Source organism: Nostoc sp. JL34 (assembly GCF_017114945.1).
Taxonomy (GTDB): domain Bacteria; phylum Cyanobacteriota; class Cyanobacteriia; order Cyanobacteriales; family Nostocaceae; genus Nostoc.
This window is the reverse complement of sequence record NZ_JABXKQ010000156.1, coordinates 41106-64368: the sequence shown is the minus strand read 5'-3', so window position 1 is coordinate 64368 and position 23263 is coordinate 41106. Positions and strand designations below refer to the sequence as shown.

The 23263-nt window shown below is 42.5% G+C and carries 19 protein-coding genes and 1 pseudogene; 15 read left to right on the top strand and 5 right to left on the bottom strand.

The features are described 5' to 3' along the window. Positions 1-40: 40 nt before the first annotated feature. From HWQ44_RS28555 to HWQ44_RS28545, 3 genes are all read left to right on the top strand, one after another. Complete coding sequence (locus HWQ44_RS28555; RefSeq protein ID WP_292725329.1) at positions 41-2875, top strand: methyl-accepting chemotaxis protein; 2835 nt, start codon at positions 41-43, stop codon at positions 2873-2875. 194 nt (positions 2876-3069) lie between these two features. Beyond that, complete coding sequence (locus HWQ44_RS28550) at positions 3070-6171, top strand: hybrid sensor histidine kinase/response regulator (RefSeq protein ID WP_292725328.1); 3102 nt, start codon at positions 3070-3072, stop codon at positions 6169-6171. 270 nt (positions 6172-6441) lie between these two features. Continuing rightward, on the top strand, positions 6442-6687 hold the full coding sequence (locus tag HWQ44_RS28545) for a PEP-CTERM sorting domain-containing protein (protein WP_292725327.1): 246 nt from the start codon (positions 6442-6444) through the stop codon (positions 6685-6687). A 128-nt stretch (positions 6688-6815) separates the two neighbouring features. Here the strand turns inward: HWQ44_RS28545 and HWQ44_RS28540 are convergent, their stop codons facing one another. Continuing rightward, positions 6816-7100, bottom strand: a complete 285-nt coding sequence (locus tag HWQ44_RS28540; protein WP_292725326.1) for a DUF427 domain-containing protein — start codon at positions 7098-7100, stop codon at positions 6816-6818. A gap of 549 nt (positions 7101-7649) precedes the next feature. Between HWQ44_RS28540 and HWQ44_RS28535 the strand changes: the two genes are divergently transcribed. From HWQ44_RS28535 to HWQ44_RS28495, 9 genes and pseudogenes are all read left to right on the top strand, one after another. Next, positions 7650-7871: a hypothetical protein gene (locus HWQ44_RS28535; protein WP_292725325.1), complete on the top strand. Its 222-nt coding sequence runs from the start codon at positions 7650-7652 to the stop codon at positions 7869-7871. Between the two features lie 91 nt (positions 7872-7962). Continuing rightward, entirely contained in the window at positions 7963-8367 is a 405-nt protein-coding gene (locus tag HWQ44_RS28530; RefSeq protein ID WP_292725324.1) for a hypothetical protein, read from the top strand. Between the two features lie 331 nt (positions 8368-8698). After that, positions 8699-8983: pseudogene (locus tag HWQ44_RS28525) on the top strand (ARMT1-like domain-containing protein); the annotation flags it as partial. 302 nt (positions 8984-9285) lie between these two features. Beyond that, positions 9286-9501, top strand: coding sequence for a hypothetical protein (locus HWQ44_RS28520; RefSeq protein ID WP_292725323.1), 216 nt, complete (start codon positions 9286-9288; stop codon positions 9499-9501). Between the two features lie 7 nt (positions 9502-9508). Beyond that, positions 9509-9934 (top strand): type II toxin-antitoxin system VapC family toxin, encoded by a 426-nt coding sequence (locus tag HWQ44_RS28515; RefSeq protein ID WP_292725322.1) that lies wholly within the window; start codon positions 9509-9511, stop codon positions 9932-9934. A 99-nt stretch (positions 9935-10033) separates the two neighbouring features. Then, entirely contained in the window at positions 10034-11620 is a 1587-nt protein-coding gene (locus HWQ44_RS28510) for a metallophosphoesterase (RefSeq protein WP_292725321.1), read from the top strand. 330 nt (positions 11621-11950) lie between these two features. After that, on the top strand, positions 11951-12709 hold the full coding sequence (locus tag HWQ44_RS28505) for a YebC/PmpR family DNA-binding transcriptional regulator (RefSeq protein WP_292725320.1): 759 nt from the start codon (positions 11951-11953) through the stop codon (positions 12707-12709). A 225-nt stretch (positions 12710-12934) separates the two neighbouring features. Beyond that, positions 12935-13114 carry a hypothetical protein gene (locus tag HWQ44_RS28500; RefSeq protein WP_292725319.1) on the top strand — a complete coding sequence of 60 codons (180 nt, stop codon included), beginning with the start codon at positions 12935-12937 and terminating at the stop codon, positions 13112-13114. 295 nt (positions 13115-13409) lie between these two features. Next, the gene (locus HWQ44_RS28495; RefSeq protein ID WP_292725318.1) at positions 13410-13793 is read left to right on the top strand and encodes a DUF4440 domain-containing protein; all 384 of its coding nucleotides are present in this window, start codon (positions 13410-13412) and stop codon (positions 13791-13793) included. Between the two features lie 755 nt (positions 13794-14548). Here the strand turns inward: HWQ44_RS28495 and HWQ44_RS28490 are convergent. Together HWQ44_RS28490 and HWQ44_RS28485 are read right to left on the bottom strand one after the other, a co-directional pair. Next, a complete protein-coding gene (locus tag HWQ44_RS28490; protein WP_292725317.1) occupies positions 14549-14869 on the bottom strand; it encodes an RNA-binding protein in 321 nt (106 codons plus the stop codon). Positions 14870-15133: 264 nt separating this feature from the next. Beyond that, entirely contained in the window at positions 15134-15673 is a 540-nt protein-coding gene (locus tag HWQ44_RS28485; protein WP_292725316.1) for a phycobiliprotein lyase, read from the bottom strand. A gap of 527 nt (positions 15674-16200) precedes the next feature. On the opposite strand from HWQ44_RS28485, the gene HWQ44_RS28480 reads away from it, so the two are divergent. Beyond that, positions 16201-17715 carry an efflux RND transporter periplasmic adaptor subunit gene (locus HWQ44_RS28480; RefSeq protein WP_292725315.1) on the top strand — a complete coding sequence of 505 codons (1515 nt, stop codon included), beginning with the start codon at positions 16201-16203 and terminating at the stop codon, positions 17713-17715. 74 nt (positions 17716-17789) lie between these two features. Beyond that, positions 17790-21107 (top strand): efflux RND transporter permease subunit, encoded by a 3318-nt coding sequence (locus HWQ44_RS28475; RefSeq protein ID WP_292725314.1) that lies wholly within the window; start codon positions 17790-17792, stop codon positions 21105-21107. A gap of 65 nt (positions 21108-21172) precedes the next feature. Here HWQ44_RS28475 and HWQ44_RS28470 read toward each other — a convergent pair whose 3' ends face one another. Next, entirely contained in the window at positions 21173-21649 is a 477-nt protein-coding gene (locus HWQ44_RS28470) for an NAD(P)H-quinone oxidoreductase subunit N (protein WP_292725313.1), read from the bottom strand. 527 nt (positions 21650-22176) lie between these two features. After that, the gene (locus tag HWQ44_RS28465) at positions 22177-22332 is read right to left on the bottom strand and encodes a hypothetical protein (protein WP_292725312.1); all 156 of its coding nucleotides are present in this window, start codon (positions 22330-22332) and stop codon (positions 22177-22179) included. 284 nt (positions 22333-22616) lie between these two features. On the opposite strand from HWQ44_RS28465, the gene rplC reads away from it, so the two are divergent. After that, positions 22617-23249 (top strand): 50S ribosomal protein L3, encoded by a 633-nt coding sequence (gene rplC / locus HWQ44_RS28460; RefSeq protein ID WP_292725311.1) that lies wholly within the window; start codon positions 22617-22619, stop codon positions 23247-23249. Positions 23250-23263 lie beyond the last annotated feature (14 nt).

Genomic DNA, 23263 nt, shown 5'->3' with positions numbered 1-23263 from the left:
TTTTAGTGTTCTTATTCACATACTTAGGAGAACTACTTTTATGTTTAATAAAACCAACACGAATCAAGGTAATAGCGCTCAAAATCGAGCATCATTGATTTCATCTCAAAAAGCTATTGGAACTGTAGTAAAACTACCAACTAAGCTGACTACTGAAAGTGCTAATAATTCTTCTTTGAATCAGGGTATTGCCTATTTTACAAGGCTGGGATTGGTTAAGAAAGCGACTATTTTAGCGATCGCAATCGGTACAATACCAGTTTTGGGCATCGGTGCGATCGCTTTTGGTTTTGCTAACAAATCCATTACTAAGCAAATTACCCAATCTCAACAAGCCGAAGCCACTGGCTTAAGCGATAAAGTTAACCGCTTCATGCTGGGACGCTACGGAGATATTCAGGTAATATCAAACTTGCTATTTTTGACAAGTCCCCAAGCTGGTGTCAGCATCACTACTCAAGAAAAGCAAGCAGTTCTAGATCGGGTTGTCGAAGCTTACAAAGCTTATGACAGTATTGCTGTTTTTGATCGCCAAGGTAACTTGATTGTGCAGTCCACAGGCGAAACCCTGGAAAATCAAAAAGACCGTACCTATTTTCAAGATGCTTTGCAAAAAGATACTCCTGTCATCAGCAAACCGGAAGCGGCAAAAAATACTGGTGTAGTGAGTATTTATCTAGCTGCACCTGTGAAAGAGACAAGGACGGGCCAAACTATTGGCGTGGTACAAGCACGTATGCCCGTAAAATCTTTAGAGGAAGTCATCAAAAACTACGTAGCTAACGGACAACAATACCATTTGCTCGATGCTTCAGGAATAGTTTTCTTAAGTCCCCAAAAGGAATTATTAGGGAAACAGGCCAAGGGAGAGTATTCTAATTTACCTAAACTGCTAGCAGCCAAAAAGGTAGATAGTTTTATAGAAGTTCCCAAAACTTACAAAAAACAAGAACTAGTTAGCTATGTACCAGCTAGTACACTAGATGGTTTACCAAATTTAAACTGGCAGGTACTTTTAGCTACAGATACCGCAATTGTATTTGAGCCGCAAAGACAATTACTGTGGACTATAGCCATCGGCACAGCACTGACAGCATTGATTGTGGGTGCGATCGCATCTCGGTTAGCGAAACTGACTACACAGCCAATTCTCAATGCCACTGCGGCATTAGCAAAGTTAGGTCAAGGTAAATTTAATACCCGTCTGGAAATTGAAAGAGAAGACGAATTAGGGGTATTGAGTGCAAATATCAACCTGATGGCCGAACAATTGCAGGTCTTAGTTAAGGAACAGCAACAGGAACTAGACGTTGAAGGGGCAAAATTACTAGCAGATATTACCCTACGGATTCGGAAAGTTCTCAAAACTGAAGATATTTATCACGCCGCAGTCAAAGAAGTTCAACAAATCCTAAAAACAGACCGGGTAATCATTTATAGTCTGAATCCAGGTACTTTGGCTGGCGTTGTCGTTGCAGAATCAGTAACTGGTAATTGGCCGGAAATGCTGGGAGTGCAAATTGATGACCCCTATTTTCGAGAACGTTATCTAGAAAGTGACCACGATGGAGAGGTGCAAGCAGTCGCCAATATTCATCAAGACCAAAGCCTGAAAAATGCCGATGGTTACATCCAACTTTTGGAAAAATTTGCCGTCAAAGGTCATTTAATCGTACCGATTCTTGCCCAAGGAAAACTTTTAGGCTTATTAATTGCTCATCATTGCGAAACTCCTCGTGTTTGGCAACAGCCGGAAATTGACTTGTTTCAACAGATAGCAACTCAAGTCGGCTATGCCTTAGAACAAGCCAAGTTATTAGAAGAGATAGAACAAGTCAGAAATGTTCCTGTAACCGGGTCAGACGAAGAACGGCAAGAAAAAGAAACACTGCAACAACAACTTTTACAACTACTCAACGACGTAGAAGGTGCAGCCAGAGGCGACCTGACAGTGCGTGCAGACGTAACTGCTGGGGAAATAGGCACTGTTGCCGACTTTTTCAACTCCATTGTCGAAAGCTTGCGGGATATTGTTACCCAAGTTAAACAAGCTGCCATCCATGTGAATAGTGCCATTGGCTCTAACGAAGGAGCCATCCGCCACCTAGCAGAAGAAGCACTTACCCAAGCTGCCGAAATCAACCGCACCCTTGATGCTGTTGACCAAATGACCCAATCCATGCAAGCCGTAGCCGAAAGTGCCGAAAAAGCCGCTTTCATTGCTAACCATGCCGCCCACACGGCCACCAAGAGTGGACACGCGATGGATTTAACAGTACAAAACATCCTCTCTTTACGGGAAACCGTGGGTGAAACTGCTAAGAAAGTGAAACGTTTGGGAGAGTCTTCGCAACAAATTTCTCGCGTGGTTTCTTTGATTAACCAAATCGCTATTCAAACCAACTTGCTTGCCATCAACGCCGGTATTGAAGCAGCACGTGCGGGTGAAGAAGGTCAAGGTTTTGCTGTTGTTGCTGAAGAAGTCGGCGAATTAGCAGTCAGGAGTGCCGCAGCAACCCAAGAAATTGAACAAATTGTTGAAAATATCCAACGAGAAACCAGTGAAGTGGTGCAGGCGATGGAAATAGGAACCACCCAAGTGGTAGAAGGGACTCGAATTGTGGAAGATGCTAAACAAAGTCTGAGTGAAATTTTGAATGTATCGTCTCAAATTGACTCCTTGGTGCAGTCAATTTCTACTGCAACTGCATCTCAGGTTGAAACATCGCAAAGTGTTAGCCAATTGATGAAAGATATCGCTGCTATATCACAACGCACCAGCGATTCTTCTCGACAAGTTTCCGAATCTCTGCAACAAACTGTGGAGATTTCACAGCAGTTGCAAGAGACTGTCGAGGCTTTCAAAGTTAGTTAAGTTTGTCATTTGTCATTTGTCTTTTGTCCTTTGCTAGTGACCAATGACGAATGACTTTTGTTATTTTTCTGTTGTCATTTGTCCTTTTACTAATGACCAATGACCAATGACCCTTCGGGTTCGCCAGTTGCTCATGGGGGAAACCCCCAAGACCACACTGGCTCACCAATGACCAATGACTAAGGACAAAAACCATGCTACAAGATAAAGAACTAGAAATCCAGATGCAATTTCTGGAAGAAGCAACTGATTACTTAAATACCTTAGAAACTGTATTACTAGAAATCGATACTAGTAACCGCATCGATTTGGATAAAATCAATGCTGCACTCCGGGCCGCTCATTCTATCAAAGGTGGCGCGGGGATGATGGGATTTAGATCGCTAAGTGATTTATCTCATCGTCTGGAAGATTCCTTTAAAGTTTTAAAAACTAAAAAAAATTCTCTAGAAATTGATACTCAGTTACAAAGTTTATTGCTATCTGGAGTTGACTGGCTGCGTCAGATTGTAGAATTGCTTGCAGAAGGGAATGTTGTCGAAGATCAGTGGTTAGCAACCTTTTGTTACCCAATTTTTGATGAGTTGCACGATCGCTTGGGCGACCCCACCCCTGAGGATGCCTCAACCATGCTATCCCCAGAGGACGGGCAAGACGTTATCCCCTTGCTATTTGCAACAGAAGTAGAAGAGTGTTTGCAGCGTTTAGAATCTATATTGGCAGATAGCGAACAGCCCGGTTTACATGAAGAAGTTGTGATCATGGCAGCTGAATTGGGTGGTTTGGGGGAAATGCTCCAGTTGCCAGCTTTTACCAAGCTTTGTGAGTCAGTAACGCAGCATTTGGAAACTGTTAGTAGCAATGTCTTCTCTACGAGAGGCTTGTCTGCGACGAACGCCAACGACAACCCCTTCGGGGAACACATTCCCGAAATTGCCCGCCTAGCATTGCAAGCATGGCGGCGATCGCAAGCTTTGGTGCTGACAAATCAGCTAGATAACTTGCCTACAGAAATTGACTTGGGTAGTTATACGCAATCCCAGCCACTATTACCAGCAGAAGTAATACCACAACTTCTCCCCACAGATATCCTCGATACAGAAGTAGTGCCAACAGCTGTTTGGCAAGGAGAAATAACTCCAGAAACTTGGATTAAGGATGAAGCGTTGGCACAGCCCAGCGCAAGTATCGCAGCCAAATTTACATTTGTGGATGCAGAATTTGCCGATGATGTAAATGCTGTCAATGTCACCGAGCACAATACAATATTTGCTAGAGAAGATAATCCTCCTGATACTAAATTTGGTGAAAGTAAAGGAGAGCCAGTTGGCGTTACAAAAGATCGGGAAATTCATGAAAATACCGTCCGAGTTCCTAGCAAACAACTAGAGCAGATTAATGATTTATTTAGTGAACTGATTGTTCAGCGGAATGGGTTAAACTCGCAACTAGAAAGATTACGCAAACTCGTTCGTAACCTCAACCAGCGAGTCCAAGTTCTCGACCGCGAAAACCAGGAATTACGTATAGTATCCGACAAAATTTCCACTCAAGCTGCGATGTTTACTGGGGTGCGAATGCAAGATGAAAATAGCCACCAAACACAAGACGCAGACAGGGAATTTGATGCCTTAGAAATGGATCGCTATAACGATTTAAACCTGCGATCGCAGGAAGTTATGGAAACCATTGTTCAGGTACAGGAAGTCACAACAGATGTGCAACTTAGTGTAGATGATACAGACCATATTGCTCGTAAACTCAACAAAACATCGAAACAGTTACAGACAAAGCTAAATCACATCAGGATGCGGCCACTATCCGATTTAGTCGAACGTTTTCCTAGAGCTTTACGCGATTTAAATGTAGAGTATGGGAAAAATGTCCAGTTAAAAATTGAAGGTGGCAACACTTTAATTGAACGCAGCATTTTAGAAGCCTTAAACGAACCTTTAATGCACCTGTTAAGGAATGCCTTCGATCATGGTATCGAAGACTCTACCACGCGTCGCCTTTTGGGTAAACCAGAACAAGGATTGATTGAAATTACAGCTACTCACCGCAGTAATCGCACGCTGATTACTATCCGTGATGATGGTTGGGGCATTTCTCTGGAGAAAATTCGCACCCGCGCCCTAGCGATGGGATTGGATGCTTCTCTACTCGCTAATGCTAGTGATGAAGAACTGTTATCACTAATTTTTGAACCAGGTTTTACCACCTCCGAGCAAGTCACAGCATTATCTGGTCGCGGTGTTGGTATGGACGTGGTTCGGAACAACCTCAAACTAATTCGAGGAGATGTCAAAGTTGATACAGAACCAGGAGTTGGTACTACCTTCACCTTATCAGTACCTTTTACACTTTCCGTTGCCCGAGTTCTGCTAGTAGAAATCAACAAGATTCTATTGGCATTTCCCACAGATGTCATTTCAGAAATATCTTTACTCCAAGACGAGCGAGTTTTCCAAATGGCAGGTAGCGAAGTTCTAAATTGGCAAGGAACCATGCTGCCACTGATTCGCCTGACTCGCTATTTAGAGTTTAATTGCCTACGCTATGATAGCCCAGAGTTGGAAACTCCAGCAGCCATTAATACTAACAGCGTCTTAGTCGTAAAAGGCAATAATCAGCCAGTAGCAATCCAAATAGACCGTTGCTGGGGTGAACAAGAAGTTGCTATTCGCCAAGTTGAGGGAAATATACCTTTGCCTGAAGGTTTTAGTAACTGCACAATTCTCGGTGATGGTCGAGTAGTGCCACTAGTTAATGTCAATGAGTTACTGTATTGGATTGCTACAAATCGGCGGACTCCTAGAGGTACTCAATTACCATCAGCAAGGTTAAAAACACCGTTCCTCATATTTGATGAAGAGAAAATATCAGCAGCATCTGTTAAGCAGAAAGGCACAATTTTAATCGTAGATGACTCGATTAATGTTCGCCGCTTTTTAGCTCTGACCCTGGAAAAAGGAGGGTATCAAGTAGAGCAAGCTAAAGATGGTCAAGATGCTTTAGAAAAACTCCATAGTGGATTGAGAGTTGAGGCAGTTATTTGTGATATTGAAATGCCTCGCCTTGATGGTTATGGCTTTTTAGGTAAGGTAAATTCAGACGTTGATACAAAAAATATTCCAGTTGCGATGCTGACTTCTCGTAGCAGTAATAAACATCGGCAACTAGCTATGCAATTGGGGGCGCGAGCTTACTTTTCTAAACCTTATAACGAGCAAGAGTTACTTCAAACGCTGGAGGAAATAATTTCTCCAGTAGCCGGAAAGGCAGCTTCTAATTAAAAATTGATAATTCATAATTAGAATGCCACTGGCAACGATAACACTATCTATCTCAAAATGAGAACAAGTAGTTATGTCTACGACGGGCTATGCCTAAGCGCAATTTAGCTACATATTGAAGCATTTCTAGCGATAAAGGCAAGATTTCACAGCCTTCTGAAAATTTTTTAATTAGATTTTGAGCCTGCAACAATGTTAAAATAGATACTGGTATTGGTAGGCTAACATTTATCAATAGCACTATCAGCAGCAACAATAGTATTGATATTAATGTTTAGTGAACTGACGATAATCAATGATAGTAATGCAACGATTCCTGATAGCACCACCAACCGCAATTCTGGGCAAATTAGCGGTGGTAGCAATAATGGAGGCAGTATAATTCTCATGACCGATAATATTCTTATCTCAAGACCAGTACCTGAACCCAGTGCGATCACTGGTACTATATTTGCTAGTAGTCTGGGTTGGTTGGCGAAGAGAAAGCAAGCAGCATTTCGCAAGGCGAAGGTATAATTACGTACTAGAATAAATTCGTAAGTAGTTTAAATACTTAGCCCGCCTGTGCAGGCTAAGTATTTTATGAGCAATTAGTCGGACGTAATATCAATTACCTGAAGCTAAAATAACTCCAGGAACCTTTATTAAGCCTCGACTTTTACACCCTTCCAGAAAGCGATATAGCCTTCAATATTCTTAGCCTTCTCCTTAGCGCTGGGATAGTACCAAGCGGCATCTTTATTGATTTGCCCATCAACATCGATACTGTAGTAACTGGCGACACCTTTCCAAGGACAAGTAGTGTGGGTATTACTTTCGGTGAAGTACTGCTTGTTAATGGTGTCAACAGGGAAATAATGGTTGCCTTCCACAACTACAGTATTATCACTCTCGGCTAAAACAGTTCCATTCCAAATTGCTTTCGGCATAAATGACTTTGTAAATAAACTATACACATAACATTTTGACACTATCAGCTTATTTGTAGTGAATTTATGTAACCTGTGACGCTGCTGAGAGAGTTCAGAGGTCACGAAGAGGCAATGCGTTGTCGGTATTTCCCTCTAGATATTAATTGGAATCACTTTTATTTATTAATTTGAAAATTAAAAACATTTGCTTATATCGGAAATATTTTCTAGCATATTGGTATGGAAAGTTAATTAGCCAAAACAAAGTTAGATTTCGGATTATAGCCTCAAGGAAAAAATATCTAGATATCTGAGAGAACGATCGCACTTCTATAAATGCTGACTAGTCAAGGATTTTATCTAGTACATCTTTGCGCTTTTTAAGTTCTTACTAAACCTTATCCAAATTCCCAATTTCCCCAATTTGGGTGAATTTGACTCATCCCTCTGGATAATTAACAAATCAACCCATCAGATGAACTGACCATCAAAGGTTGAGACTAATAAAACAGTGGACTCTATTACTAGAGAATACTGATTGCCCTTTGCTCTAATTGAGATAACTCTATGAAACTCATAAATTTGATAAATTTTGCACATATTGTTGCTGGGATTAGTTCTATGCCTAAAATCACTAGCCTTCATAAAGCCAAGAATCACAATAGCCCATTAATCAACACAGCCATCACTTCTGACACTTACCCCAAACATTCCCCGAATGTCAATTATCTCAAACCCTTTGATACTGCTTTTATCGCCTATTACATGATGGGTTTTGGTAATCTTTGAATATTCTAAGTTACTTTTGTGCTTTTGAACTGTAACTTATATTTTTTACAGTTTCACCGCTAATTAAACTAGTAATACTGAGGATAAAATTATGAAACTCACAACCTTGTTCAACTCTGCATTTATCATTGCTTCTATTGCTTTTGCACCTGGAATTGCTGGCGCTCAAACACCTAATCCTAACAATGGTGGCGGACAAATAAATACAGATGCCAACTCTAATACTTTACGCAAAAATTCCACAGATGCCAAATATCTGCAACCCTTCAATATTGCTTTTCTAGCTTATCAAGGTTATTTAAAAGAGCAGGGTATTCCCAGTGGAGGCACTTTGTTATTCAGATACCAAAGCGGAAACTTGACTGCGAAAGATGTGGTTCAGGCTGCTGTCAAGGCTAATAAAGTACCAGCGCAAGTTTTGAATGATCCAAGTTACGTCAACGCGGTAGAGTTACAAATGACATCATTGGGCAATACTAATGATTCATGTAACTAAAATATAGGTTTGCCAAGTTAGTAACGGATTTACAGCAGAATTAGGTCGGTATTTCAATAACTTTAGCATTTCTCTAATAAAAGCTTTACTTCTGTCTCCAATTCCCAATCTTTCATAGCTCACCACTCAGCTTAACGCACTGCTAAAAATGCTTGCGATCAGTCTGAATTCCAAGCATTTAAAAGAATATTATTCTATTTTAGGTGGTCTAGAACTTCGTCAATACTTTGTGCTAAAAGGTCAATACCATTAGCATGACGTTCCTCAATTGGCAGGTGTCTAGGATCTTGTGCAACAGGATTCCCAGCTTTTAGACTTTATTTTCATGCTCCTCAAAAATGAGTTAGCCAATGCGAGTTTGGTTATAGTCAAAGGAGATGCAAATTATCGCCAATTATTAGGCGATGTCTACGACGCGCTGCACCTACGCCACTGGGACTTTACCACTAACATTGCAGATATAGTCTGCTACTTACCCCTGCCAATGGTAGCTCTACGCACCCTGAAATCAGAAATAGCAGTCGATTTAAAACCAGAAGTTATTGAGGAAGTAGCAAAATCTGACTCTTCTTGGTTGACAAATGGACAGTGGGGCGTGGTTCAGTTAGTGGCTTAGACAATTTTGAATTGGGGACTGGGAAAGATGAATAGGGACAAGGGGGAATTTTTGAACAAGTTTCTTCCCAATGCCTAAATCGTATTGGCAAATTTTCTTGCAGTACCCAGTACCCAGTCCCAGATCGCCCATTCCTACCCAACAAGCTAAAGCTGAAATTGGGGAATTTTGGGCGCGACCCGTTGAAAAATCGAGATAATTTGTAAGAGAAGTATACGTATCTTCACTAGTTATAGCGTTGTCTACCCTACCCGTATCACTACAACCAGCTTAGGATAGACTAGAAGCAATTTTTGAGGAAAATGGTAGAAAAAATCACAGCCGTGTTTAATGGCAAAGTGTTCTATCCGGCTGAACCGATCGCACTGCCAATCAATACCCGCGTGCGAATCAGTATTGAAATTTTATCGCCAAGTGAACATGAAACGGTATCATTTTTGCAAACGGCGCGATCGCTCAATTTAGATGGGCCACCTGATTGGTCTGCCAATATAGATAAATATTTGTACAGTAAATAAACTTTTCATGCATTCTGAAGTCTTTCTTGATACATCATTTGCCATTGCCTTATCTGCACCGAGCGATCGCTTGCACGACCGAGCCTTACATCTGGCTAAAATGTTACAAGCAGCAGAAACTCGTTTGGTGACAACACAGGCGGTAATGTTGGAAATTGGCAATGCCTTATCCCAACAACCTTATCGTCAGGCGGCAATCATATTATTAAATTCTCTAGTAGCAGACTCCAAAGTAGAAATTGTCCCCCTCTCCCAAGAACTCTACGAACGTGCTTTTCAGCTATATCGCGAACAAACAGAGAAAGAATGGGGATTTGTCGATTGCGTATCTTTTATTGTGATGGAATATAGCGGAATCACTGAAGCACTGACTGCTGATGAGCATTTTCAACAAGCAGGTTTTCGAGCATTACTGCGAGAAAATTTGCCGTAAGGATTGTTCATTGGGCATTGGTTATTCACAAATGACAAATGACAAATAAATATTTCGTTACAATCGGCGTGTGCGTTAAGCATTCAAGAGTTATCAGCCATGAAATTGATTTCCGATCCACCGATTCCTGTAAAAATTCAAAAGATGAAGGAACGGGTGCGGTGGATGCATCCAAGTTTTGTGCAACGGGGAATTGACCAAACCAGTATAGTTATTGACGATCGCAGGCAGGATAATCCAGAATTTTCCTTTATGGTTCTCGGTGATTCCGGTACCAAATCCCATTCTCGACACCACCCCCAACGAAAAGTTGCCGAACTAATGCTTCCTCACCGCGATGATTGCAGTTTTGTGTTGCACACAGGCGATGTAATCTATGTGGTGGGTTCTCAAGAGTATTATTCAACAAACTTTATTGAGCCTTATCGGGAATTTCTTGTAGGTGGCGACAACCCGAAAGGCATTCCCTACGATCGGATGGTGTTTAATCTGCCGTTCTTGCCAGTACTTGGTAATCATGATTACTACGATGTGCCATTGATGTACCGTCTATTTACTGGCACAACATCGTCACTACGTCGCCTGTTCCGCTACAAAGATATCGAGATTGGCTGGCATGGATCGTATCAAGGGAATGCATACGCACGAGCATTTATGGACTACACGGCGGCGATGTCCCCACCAGAGTTAGAACGTCATTTAGATCGCCATTACACTGCTAAGACCGACACAGGACGCTGTTTGCGTTATGAACCTGGACAGTTTACCCGCTTACCCAATCGCTATTACACCTTTCGTTACGGTGGGATTGACTTTTTCGCACTGGATTCTAATACCTTTAATACACCGTCACCTTTACCTGCAACTCAAGAAGGGGAAATTTATCGTCAGGAATTGCGAAAGCGTCGTCATGAGATAGATCGAGAAGAATTGCAGATTTTGAAAATATGCGATGCCTACGGCGGCAAGCTACGCCTCAACCCGGATAAACCCAGCGAAGCGGAACAACTCGATGAGCTTAGTGCCAAATTAGACCAAATAAATGAGATCAAAATCGATATTGAGAAACAATTAGCATCTCATAAAATGCCTGCGAACGACTTTGAACAACTTGAATGGTTGCGAAGCAGACTAATCGAATCTTGGAACACCTCTGAAGTGCGCGGACGTGTAATCTTTTTCCACCATCCTCCCTACGTTACAGAAGCTACTAAGTGGAATCAAGCACAAACCTTGGCGGTTCGCCACAGCTTGCGCTGGGTGTTTGAACAAGTGGCAGAAACTCTTGGTTCTCTAATTAAAGAACGTCCCATAGTCGATTTGATTTTAAACGGTCACGCTCACTGTTTGGAGCATCTTTGCACAACTGATACCGGATTTGCTGACTCCCACATTAACTGCATTATCTCTGGTGGTAGCGGTCATCGTCCCCGTTATCAACGGCGAGGGGGGACTGAATTGATGGAGACTTTTGCTGAGATTCCAGGTAAACCCACTCGGAAAGTTGCAGATTCAATGCTTTTTGTGGGTCGTCATGACTACAATTTCCAGAATCGATTGCCTTATTCATGCGTGCGGATTGATGTTCTGGATGGTCGCCCACCCAAGTTTATCATCAGACCGCTGATTACTGAACGGGTTAAAGAAGAGTGGTATAACAGTGAACTTGAACCTTTTGTGATTTAAACGGGATGCGATGCCTACGGCAGTAAACTACAAGTAGTAAGCTCTGATAAGCTCCGAAAGTAGTGTGACACTTTCTTGCTTTTTCGCTTGGCATGGCGAGGAGGGGAAAAAAATCGTGCATGATGTTGATTAAATTGGGCATGGGGCAAAACAGTTCCGTTAGCGGATAGCTAGTTTTAGCCCGTTCTGAGTTCTCAGTGATGATTAAAGAAGTGAGAACCTGCACTCAGTACTACTACTTCCCCACTCCCTTTTATCAAATGCACCTTTGCATCAGGGCAAAAGCTAGGTATATCCTAATCTTGAATAGAGTTTTGATAATTTCAGATTATGGCAGGACACAGTAAATGGGCAAATATTAAGCGCCAAAAGGCCGTAGTAGATGCAAAAAAGGGAAAAACCTTCACTCAGTTATCCAGGGCGATTATCGTTGCGGCTAGAAGCGGCGTACCAGATCCAGCGCTGAATTTTCAACTTCGCACGGCAATTGACAAGGCAAAGGCTGCGAGTATCCCCAATGATAATATTGAACGAGCGATCGCTAAAGGTGCAGGCACTTTTGGCGGCGATAATGCTACCTTTGAAGCGATTCGCTACGAAGGTTATGGCCCTTGTGGTGTAGCGATTTTAATTGAAGCCCTCACAGATAATCGCAATCGCACTGCTGCTGACTTGCGTGTAGCTTTTAGTAAAAATGGTGGCAATCTTGGTGAAACAGGTTGTGTTAGCTGGATGTTTCACCAAAAAGGCGTTTGTGTCGTGCAGGGTGTGGTTAACGAAGAACAGCTTTTAGAAGCATCTCTCGAAGGTGGTGCTGAGTCTTATGAGATGACTGAAGATGAGATGGCTGAGGTATTTACTGACATTGCAAGTTTAGAAACCCTTAGCCAGACACTCAAAGATCAAGGCATTAAGGTAATTGATGCCGAGTTGCGTTGGATTCCCAGTAATAGTGTAGAAGTTACTGATCCGGATCAGGCGCGATCGCTTTTCAAATTAATTGACACTCTAGAAAGCTTGGATGACGTGCAAAATGTCACAGCTAACTTTGACGTATCAGAAGAATTGATGGCTGTCAGCATTTCTTAATTAAAATTAACACAGACATCATTGCCAAATTCCAATTATTTGGATGATGTCCAAAATGTTACATCTAGGTTGGAAATGCCAGCAAGTATTTTTAGCTAAGTATTCCACGTAAGTCCTATATTTTACGGATGTAAAAATAGACATGAAAGGTTCATATCAATTACAAACTTATGACATACACCTATTGGATAGTTAAATTGTTGATTACCTGATGAGGATTTTGAAGTGAATAAGTTCGCTAAAGCTTTACTTTTGGCTCTAATCTTTGCTGCCCCTGTAACCGTTTTTGCATCTCAAGCTCAAGCTAAAACTATCCATCATGCTAGCGTAAAATCTGGTAAAGTTCATCACACTAGACATCACAGGCATCATGCTAAAAACCTAGCTCATAAAACTTATAAATAGTTACTATTAGTCATAAAAGTTGCTAGTAGCTCTGTAATAAAGTTTAGTGTTGGTTTCTCTGAAAAAATAATTGTATTATTTAACCCCGCTGGAATCCCTACCAATCAGCGGGGTTTTTTTTAACTTTTTTAAGGGGCGCGATCGCGTAAAAATCAAAGTTAAGATTTGAGATTAAATCAGAAACTCTGCTGCCAAATAGTGTTCAAGTGCCACGAAGGCGATCGCAAAATAAAAGTAGTTGAGAGCAATCGCTTAATGCTATTTACCACCATCCAATTTAGTCTTCAGAACACTTATGAAAGCAGACTATTTAGAAGAATCGCTTTTTCGTGAGTTTGAGGAGCATTTGCTTCAACCCGATGTACGAAAGTCAGCTAAAGATATTATGGATTTACTTGCTGATGAATTCATTGAGTTTGGAAGCTCAGGGCATGTTTTCGATAAACAGCAAATTATCAAAAGCTTGCAGAATGAACCCATCGAACCCCTGACTCGAAGATCGATCACAGAATTCAAAACCTTAGTTTTAGCAACAGGGGTTGTTTTAGTAACTTATCGTCTAGTCAGACATATATCTGGCGAACAGTCTGTTCATTCGCTGCGAAGTTCCATCTGGAAATTGAACAATCATCGATGGAAAATGATCTTTCATCAGGGTACTCTGCTTAGAGAATCATAGGTGCGGTATGATCGGGGACTTCCAAGAAATAAATTATTCAATCTTTTAAGGTGGTATCTTGCCGCCTTTAGTACAACTATTTATTGTGGGGTGGGCGTCTCGCCATTAGTGTCAACTTAAGGTTAAAACCCATTTGTCAACGATAGGTTTTGTTAGGAACGAAGTATAAAGGTGAACTTTTTTCTGAATTTTATACGCAAGCTGGTAGTGATGCTAATAAACAAAGCATTAATAGTCCATGAAAAAGTTCGTTTTTTGTCCCTTTCAAACCGAATTTTTAAGCCTAAATGCTTATTGACATAGGAAGTTTGAGCTTAAGTTGACACTAATGGCGTCTCGCCCGCCCGTAGTCGAAGGCGGGCAAGATGCCATTAGTGTCAACTTAAGGTTAAAACCCATTTGTCAACGATAGGTTTTGTTAGGAACGAAGTATAAAGGTGAACTTTTTTCTGAATTTTATACGCAAGCTGGGAGTGATGCTAATAAACAAAGCATTAATAGTCCCTGAAAAAGTTCGTTTTTTGTCCCTTTCAAACCAAATTGTTAAGCATAAATACTTATTGACATAGGAAGTTTGAGCTTAACTTGACACTAATGGCAAGATGCCCACCCCACAAGATTGGATAATTTATTTCTTGGAAGTTCCTAAGTAATTGCCCAAAATTATTTAGAGTCAAAGTTTTCCACAGAAAAGGCTCAAGCAATGCTGCCTGAGCCTTTTCTAGATTCAATTAAGTTACTTTCGTCTATTCAGCTTAGTAACGATTACGGTTGTAGCCGCCACCGCCGCCGCCACGGTTACCACCACCGAAGGAACCACCACCACCCCTGTCTTCTCTGGGCTTGGCTTTATTTACTTTCAGGTCACGACCAAGCCATTCAGCACCATCAAGAGCTTCAATGGCTTTTGCTTCTTCATCTTCTGAACTCATTTCCACGAAAGCAAAGCCGCGTAAACGACCTGTTTCACGGTCGGTGGGTAGTTGAACACGCTTTACAGCACCATATTCTGCAAATACAGCACTTAGCGCATCTTGTGTAACATCATAGGAGAGGTTACCTACGTAAATTGACATTAAATGTCTCCAAAATCATAAGTTTGTAGAGATTTAGATTTCGGAGAGAAGTCTGTAATACCAAAAGGGAAAAGCCTGTCAATACTAAAAACAAACACTGTCGCCGAATTAATTCTCATTTCACTTCCCATGATGACATAGCAACTAACTTTCTGGGTAAAAGTTTGAAAAACTGTTATAAAAAGTTATATTTTTAGTTGGTAGCTAGGTGGTGGCTAATTCTAAAATGGGTGAAGCGATAGTGAACCGCACCCACGCGATAAACTAATCCACTCTCTTTTCTAAATATTGACCAATCATCAACTGATCACCAGCACGGGAGATAATGGTTTGTCTGGTGCGGTACTTGCTGCCAATTAACTTTAACTCTTCTTCAAATACTGAACCGTTGTACTCAGTTCGCAAACACAGTGTTTTAGGGTTGGAGAAATAATACTGGGCAGTGACTGGTTTGGATATGGCAAAACCGCGATCGCGATACAAAGTGTTTCCCATAACCCCAAATATCGTTGAACCTTGCGACTCTTTCCTGTCCTTCAGCAGATCCGTACTTTCCCATGTAACTGCTGCACCACAGATCAAGCTACCTGTATCAGGTAAATCGTGCATCTGAGCTAGCTTTTGCAATTCATCACAACCCTGATCGAGAAAATTGATCGTAACTATACTCTCCATCTCCTTAGTTTCTCCCTCTGGGAGGGTATAGTAGCGGCGTTGCGATCGCCACTTACCCGCTGATTCCTGGAAAAATTCGGAAATCTGGGATTCGTCAGCAGTTTGGGCAATTTTTAGCAATGGTGTCACTTGTAACTTTCCTGACCTAATATTTGGTGGCTGTAGTAGATATCGCCCTTTTCTTTGCTGTATATGCAAGTGCTTGACCAGAATATTACAGCGTCAAAAAAAGCAATTTATGTTTACTATTCTTAATATATTGGATAGAGCGTAAAAATTACTAGGGATTTTGCTATGTCTAAGTTTGAGTATGTAAGCTTAAATATAGTTATTTGATACTGCTGATTTTAAAAGTAGGGGCGTAAAAGTCTGATTGATTCAGGAAACGCAAGTTTTCTACTAGGGGCAGATTGCAAGAAATTTAAAAATATTTATACTGAGTTAAGAATTGCATCGACAGCTAAAAAGCTGCCGACTGAATGTAATGAGTTAAAGTGGTGAGAATTTTTTTGAAAAAAAGTAATTTTTGATACAAAATTCTGCAAGAAGATAGCTAGTTGACTCTCGCCGCTTTTCACTATTCATAATGTCTCAAAATTACTTGGTAATGCACGGCTGTTTAAACCCAAAAAGCTCCCCAAATACGAGAAAAATAAATGATTTTGGACAGAAAAAAGCCGCACAAGCAGGTGAAAATCTCACCTTTGGCAGCCGCTAACCAGGTAATTAATGCCCAGTTAGATTCAGTTGTCAAAACTGATATGGCTGTTGTAGATACAAAGAGTAGCGTTGATACAAAGGGGTCTTCCCCTTTCGCATCCATATTATTGATTCCCTGTTTGCTGGGCATAGGACTATTGAGTGCGAATTGTGGAGCGCTACCCAAGGAAGAACCAGCTGATGCCCAATCTCAGAGTCCTGGTAATGGACAACGTGGTGGTGCAACGGCTATAGATGCGGCGATCGCTCGAACTGACTTGCTGCAAAAACAACCAGAGTATACAGGTAATACAACACCCTTCCGAATTGTATCAGTGCGATCGCAAGTAGAAGCCCGATTGTTGGCTTTGAATCTTGATGTCGGCGATACGGTAAAGCTTGGGCAAAACGTCGGGCAGTTAGATGATGCCATCCTTTCAACCCAATTAAAGCAAACAGAAGCAGAGCTAGCAGCCCTCAAATCAGAAGTAGCTAGGGCAAGCAATCAGGTAAGCAATGCTCGTGCTGAGGTTGAACGGGCGCGGCTAGAAGTGGTACAAGCTCAGGCAGATTCAGAGCGCCAACAGAATTTATTCAAAGCTGGAGCGATCGCCGAACAAACTGCCCAGCAAGCACGTACCCAGGCAAAAACAGCCGCCCAGGCATTGCGGGCTGCCCAAGAGCAGGTTCGTACAGAACAGCAAGCCGTCGCCGCTGCCCAAGGCAGAGTACTTGCCCAACAGGCATTGGTTGCTCAAACCAAAGAGCGCAGGTCTTACGCTCGCCTGACATCCCCCATCACTGGTGTAGTCACACAAAAGGTGACAGAACCAGGCAACCTTCTGCAAGCAGGTAGCGAAGTCTTGAAAATTGGAGACTTTAACCGTGTCAAAGTCGTTGTACAAGTTTCCGAATTAGAACTGTCACAAATTCAGGTTGGACAGTCCGTACAAGTGCGCTTAGATGCCTTCCCCAACGAAACATTAATTGGCAGAGTTACGCGCATTTCCCCAGCTGCCGATGCCACAGCTCGCTTGATACCTGTAGAGGTAGTGATTCCCAACACTCAAGGCAAGATTGGCAGCGGACTACTGGCGCGAGTCAACTTTGAAAACCAGACACAACAGCGGGTTGTAGTGCCGCAAACAGCTATTCAGAAACAAGCAGGCAGTAAGAACTCCAAGGGTACGGGGGAGACGCAAACAAATGTACCGCAAAACTCTTCTCCACCGAACCCATCTGGTATAGCAGAGGCAAAGTCACAAGACCGAAGTGGAGAAATATTTGTTGTCAAAGACACAGAAGGCAAAACGAAGGTAACAGCACGAGCCGTAATGTTGGGAAAAAGAGCCGATGGCAGAGTGGAAATTTTATCCGGTTTGCAACCGGGAGAGCGCTATGTTGTTCGTAGTGGTAAGCCGTTAAAAGAAGGTGACACTGTAAGTCTTTCAATTCTTTCAGAAAAGCAATAGTAGGGTGAGCAATAACCACCATCCGAATGAAAAAGTACACAGTAGTCAGCACTTAGCACTTATCACTTAGTATCATGCAACAGGTAAATAATCATAATGGCAATGGTGGATTTAGCCTCAGTGCGATCGCTATTCGCCAACACATTGGCACACTCATGCTCACTGTGGCAGTAATTGTCATTGGGGTATTTTTTCTCACAACGATCCAAGTCGATCTTCTACCGTCGATTACCTATCCCCGAATTGGGGTTCGGCTAGAAGCCCCTGGTATTTCCCCAGAAGTAGCAGTAGATGAAATCACCAGACCCTTAGAAGAAGCCTTAGCAGCAACCGAGAATGTAGTACAAGTTTTTTCCCGGACTCGTGAGGGACAGGTAAGCCTCGATTTATACTTCCAACCAGGAGGCGATATTGACCAAGCCTTAAACGATGCTACTGCTGCTTTTAACCGAGGGCGAGGACAACTGCCAGATACGATAGAGGAGCCGCGCTTATTCAAAGTCGATCCCTCTCAATTGCCAGTTTATGAATTGGCGCTGACATCTGCTTCGTTGCAAGGGAAAGATTTACGGGTATTTGCTGATGAAGAGTTGAACCGGGAACTCAGTGTCGTGCCAGGAGTCGCCTCAGTTGACGTATCTGGCGGTGCAGAGGAAGAAGTCCGAGTGCTTGTTGACTTAAACCGATTGCAAGCTTTGGGTGTGGGGTTAAATGATGTCTTAGACGAATTAACAGCCCGTAACCAAGATACTTCTGGTGGTCGGATTCTGGGGCAAAATTCTGAGCCATTGACTCGCACTGTCGGACGCTTCCAAAATGCCAAAGAAATTGAAAACCTTTCCTTGGAAGTTTCTTCTCCTGCTAGTGCTAATACCACTAATAGTAGTAATACCACTACCAGTACCACTACTACACCTACACCTACACCTTCCCGCCGCGTTTATTTGCGAGACTTTGCAGAGGTAATTGACGATACAGAAGAACAACGAGTATTTGTTTACCTCAACCGTCAGCCTGCGGTGAAATTTTCGATTCAAAAGCAGCCTGAGGCCAATACAATCACAGTTGTAGATGCTGTTAAGCGGCGAATTGAACAATTACGGCAATCGGGTTTAATTCCAGCAGACATGACTTTGAGTCCCACCACAGATGAATCTGTCTTCATCCGCAATTCTTTAAATGATGTCATCTTTTCGGGGATTTCTGGGGCATTGTTAGCAGCAGCAGCAGTATTGTTATTTTTGGGATCTTTCAGGCAAACATTTATTATCAGTTTGACGATTCCGCTGTGTACTCTAGCGGCGATCGCTTTGATGAAAATCTTTGGTTTGACCTTGAATGTTTTTAGTTTGGCAGGTCTGACATTAGGAGTCGGCCAAGCAATTGACACATCGGTTGTGATCTTAGAGAACATTTCTGAAAAAGCAGGCATGACTCCCAATCAGAGAGAGATGGACAAAGAGAAAGGGGGAGAAGAGGCAAGAGGGAGAAACCTCAATAAAAAATTCTTTATTGACAGTGCGATCGCAGCTTCTCAAGAAGTAGAATCTGCTTTAGTTGCTGCTACAGGTGCCAACTTAGTTTCTGTAGTGCCATTTCTCTTAATTGGCGGCTTTATTGCACTGCTATTTAATGAACTGATTCTGACAATTAGCTTCGCAGTCGCAGCCTCCCTTGTCGTTGCAATTACAATAGTGCCGATGCTGTCTTCCCGACTCTTGGGAATTCGCTGGTCTAGTCGGATCAGCGAATTTTGGCTGCTTAGGCAGTTTAATCACCGATTTGAAGATGCGACACGCGGATACGGAAACTTCTTAACCAAAGTTTTACGCTATCGGCTTCTCGTAGTGACCGCTGCTTTGCTAATTTTAGGCGGCAGTAGCTTCTTTATGTTTGGTCAAATTCCCCAAGAAATTTTACCCCGCATCAGTACTGGTCAAGCTAACTTGAGAGCGCAGTTTCCTCCTGGTACACCTTTAGCAACTTCTGAAAAAGTTATGCAAATTGTCGATGACATTTTGCTTAAACAACCAGAAACCGAGTCTGCTTTCACAACTGTGGGTGGTAATTTATTTGGCAGCAATACTACAGAAAATCCTTTACGTGCCAGTAGCACCATCAATCTGAAACCAGGCACGGATGTCGAAGCTTTCGTCAAAAAAGTAACTCAAGAATTTAACAAACTCAACTTAGCCGGAATTCTACTGCGTCTCAATCCTGGCCAGGTGCGGGGTTTAATCTTGAGTAATTCTCCAGTGCAAGGGTCAGAAGTTGACGTGATTCTGCAAGGTGAGAATGAAGAAAACTTAACGCAAGCAGGGGCCCAAGTGCTGCAAGCATTGCAGGAAAGGGCAAAATTAGCGACATTCCGACCAGATGCCGACCCCCGACAACCGGAAATTCAAATTCGCCCCGACTGGGAACGGGTTTCAGCTTTAGGGTTGAGCGCCGGACAAATTGGTGCAACAGTTCAAACAGCAATTGAAGGTTCAGTTCCCACGCAAATTCAACGCGGTAATCGTTTAGTTGATGTGCGGGTGCAGCTAAATAAAGAAGCAATTCAGCGTCCTTCTCAGCTAGAGCAATTACCGCTATTTACAGAAAACAATCAACTAATCCGGCTTTCGGATGTGGCGAACATTCAAGAAGGTCAAGCGCCTGGTGAGGTGCAACGGATTAATCAGCGCCAAGCTTTTATTGTCGCAGGAAATCTCAGCGAGGGAGCTAGTCTTGGTGAAGCGATCGCAGAAGTAAACGAGGTACTCAAAGATGTAGACTTACCTGATGGTGTTTCAATTGTGCCTAGTTCTGCCCAAGAAACTAATCAGCAACTTCAAGATGCTTTAAAAACTTTGGGGGCGTTGGCAACGTTCTTAATCTTTGTAGTTATGGCGGTACAATACAATTCGCTGATTGACCCATTGGTAATTATGTTCACCGTACCACTAGCCTTAGCTGGGGGAATTTTTGGACTTTACATTACCCATACTGCAATTGGCGCAACTGTAATTGTTGGTGTCGTACTGCTGGTGGGAATTGTGGTGAACGCAGGGATTCTCATGGTAGAACTAGCAAACCAAATTCGGGATGAAGTTGGTTGTAGTCGCCAAATTGCGATTATGAAAGCTGCTCCTCAACGCTTGCGCCCAATTATCATGACCACAGTCACCACTATCTTGGGATTGTTTCCTTTGGCATTGGGTATTGGCGAAGGTTCTGAGTTTTTGCAGCCTTTAGGGATTGTAGTTTTCTTTGGGATGGCGATCGCAACAATGTTGACGTTGTTTATCATCCCCTGTTTTTATATTCTGCTGCACGATTTGCTAGGTGGAAATTGGGCAAAGCCAGTGTTAATCCGGTTACGTGGATTTACAAAAAAACTTATCAGCTAATGAGCATTGCTGATTGAATTGAGTCATTAGTCATAAACAAATGACTAATGACTAATGACAAAGAACTAACTAGCTAACAGAGTTTTTTCTAGAGAAGTCCAACGGAAAGTGCGATCGCCACCTCTCTCCATGACTACTTTCACTCGTGGTTCTAGCTGAGGCAAATTCGTTAAATACTCAACTTCCTCATTGGAAAGAATATGCCCTTCAATAATCCACAAGACTAGCCCTTTTGACTTTGGTGGTAGTTGTTCTAGATGAGAATTCAGAATTGGCGGCAGATAGTACACCTGACCCACTGCTGCACCACTACCAGTGCTTTTTTTCCCAAGATGAGGAGGTCTGACTCCATGAATTCTTGTGAGATACGCAGCTACATCACCCAGTCCTTTAGCAGTAATGTGGAGGGTGGTATAGCCAGCTGCACGTAATCGGCGCTGATATCGACCTTCATAACCCCCTTCTAGAGGTACATACACTCCAAGAGCGCCAAATTTTTCCAAATCGCGGATTAAACCATTGCCAGTGGTAATTAGTGCCATAGATTTTCGTCTTATCCCACTTAGATATCTCTATTATTTACCCTGAACCGATAGATTAAAAGCATTTTTTTGGGCATTGAAAAGAGGCAGAGGGGTAGGGAGCAGGGAGCAAAGGGGAAAGAGGTAATTCTTTATTCTCCCCTTTGCCACCTGCGCCCTACTCCCTTGCTTCTTCCCCACTCTCCAAAAATAACTCTATAAACTACTAGACAAACATAAATAAATAATTTATATTATTAGATTGTGACCAAACACGCAAATAAGTTAACTTTTTACTGTCATTCTGAAGTAGTGTTAGCATCAAAAACTAATGACTTAATCCAAAATTGGATTATCTAACTCAGATTGATCATAGACTGGTAAACTAAGAAAGCTTTCAGGTCAACATTGGAGCTTATGTAGGCTCCAAGGTAAGTTTACTCCTGCCCCTCTGAAAAAGTAGGCAAAGTCTTAAACAATAGTTTAAGGTGTTTAAGGAAGTAAAACTGAGCAGCAATGTTGGTTTCATGGCATTACGTCAGTCTCAGTTAACGGATACTGGGTGGTAAAAACTGCTTAAGTCCAACTGCAACACGGCAGTAGCCAATCTCCGGGAAGCCGCCCTTCGGGCGTGTACAAATCGGAAAACCCGCCGACAGCGCTGCCTCCAGAAAGTGCCAGAGCAATTGCTTGGACGAAAGCATTGCTGCACACAGCTAAAAGCTGTAGCGCCTTGCATTGATTCCAGAAGTTACTCCTTCCCAATGGGAAGGGACTTGTGGCTGTTCTGGTGATCTAGTGAGTGAAGCTAAACAGATTCACCAAGCAGTACGGACACGGTTTGTTGTGTCCGAAAGCTTTTGGAGCGGTTTATGTAAATAAGCCATTCCAAAATTCGCAGGCTAATCCAGCCTAAACTGATGCGTACAAAGCGTGTCCTCTAGAGTCCAATTCCAAGGTCAGCAAGTAGAAAGGAGAACCAGTTACTGTGTCTGTAGGTATTCTCGGCACCAAGCTGGGCATGACCCAAATATTTGACGAAGCAGGAGTAGCTATTCCTGTGACTGTCATTCAAGCAGGGCCATGCACCGTTACACAAGTTAAAACGAAACAAACCGACGGTTACTTTGCCATTCAAGTTGGTTATGGCGAAGTCAAACCAAAGGCACTTAACAGACCACTACTGGGTCATTTAGCTAAATCATCTGCCCCAGCATTGCGTCATTTAAATGAATATCACACCGATAGCTCTAGTGATTATGCTTTAGGTCAACAGATTAAAGCAGATATTTTTAGCGCAGGTCAAATTGTCGATGTAGTCGGCACAAGCATCGGTCGCGGCTTTGCGGGAAACCAGAAGCGCAACAACTTTGCTCGCGGGCCAATGTCACACGGTTCTAAAAACCACAGAGCGCCCGGTTCAATCGGTGCTGGTACAACACCAGGTCGTGTCTATCCAGGTAAGCGGATGGCAGGTCGTTTAGGTGGAAAACGCATCACAATCCGCAAGTTGACCATAGTGCGAGTTGACCCAGAACGCAACTTATTACTAATTAAGGGAGCTATTCCTGGTAAACCAGGCGCTCTCGTCAGTGTTGTGCCTGCAAAAATAGTGGGATAGTCAAAAGTCATTAG

Coding starts and splice junctions, on each gene's coding strand:
- HWQ44_RS28555 (WP_292725329.1), top strand. CDS start 41: ATGTTTAATAAAACCAACACGAATCAAGGTAATAGCGCTCAAAATCGA.
- HWQ44_RS28550 (WP_292725328.1), top strand. CDS start 3,070: ATGCTACAAGATAAAGAACTAGAAATCCAGATGCAATTTCTGGAAGAA.
- HWQ44_RS28545 (WP_292725327.1), top strand. CDS start 6,442: ATGTTTAGTGAACTGACGATAATCAATGATAGTAATGCAACGATTCCT.
- HWQ44_RS28540 (WP_292725326.1), bottom strand. CDS start 7,100: ATGCCGAAAGCAATTTGGAATGGAACTGTTTTAGCCGAGAGTGATAAT.
- HWQ44_RS28535 (WP_292725325.1), top strand. CDS start 7,650: ATGAAACTCATAAATTTGATAAATTTTGCACATATTGTTGCTGGGATT.
- HWQ44_RS28530 (WP_292725324.1), top strand. CDS start 7,963: ATGAAACTCACAACCTTGTTCAACTCTGCATTTATCATTGCTTCTATT.
- HWQ44_RS28520 (WP_292725323.1), top strand. CDS start 9,286: ATGGTAGAAAAAATCACAGCCGTGTTTAATGGCAAAGTGTTCTATCCG.
- HWQ44_RS28515 (WP_292725322.1), top strand. CDS start 9,509: ATGCATTCTGAAGTCTTTCTTGATACATCATTTGCCATTGCCTTATCT.
- HWQ44_RS28510 (WP_292725321.1), top strand. CDS start 10,034: ATGAAATTGATTTCCGATCCACCGATTCCTGTAAAAATTCAAAAGATG.
- HWQ44_RS28505 (WP_292725320.1), top strand. CDS start 11,951: ATGGCAGGACACAGTAAATGGGCAAATATTAAGCGCCAAAAGGCCGTA.
- HWQ44_RS28495 (WP_292725318.1), top strand. CDS start 13,410: ATGAAAGCAGACTATTTAGAAGAATCGCTTTTTCGTGAGTTTGAGGAG.
- HWQ44_RS28490 (WP_292725317.1), bottom strand. CDS start 14,869: ATGTCAATTTACGTAGGTAACCTCTCCTATGATGTTACACAAGATGCG.
- HWQ44_RS28480 (WP_292725315.1), top strand. CDS start 16,201: ATGATTTTGGACAGAAAAAAGCCGCACAAGCAGGTGAAAATCTCACCT.
- HWQ44_RS28475 (WP_292725314.1), top strand. CDS start 17,790: ATGCAACAGGTAAATAATCATAATGGCAATGGTGGATTTAGCCTCAGT.
- HWQ44_RS28470 (WP_292725313.1), bottom strand. CDS start 21,649: ATGGCACTAATTACCACTGGCAATGGTTTAATCCGCGATTTGGAAAAA.
- HWQ44_RS28465 (WP_292725312.1), bottom strand. CDS start 22,332: ATGCTTTCGTCCAAGCAATTGCTCTGGCACTTTCTGGAGGCAGCGCTG.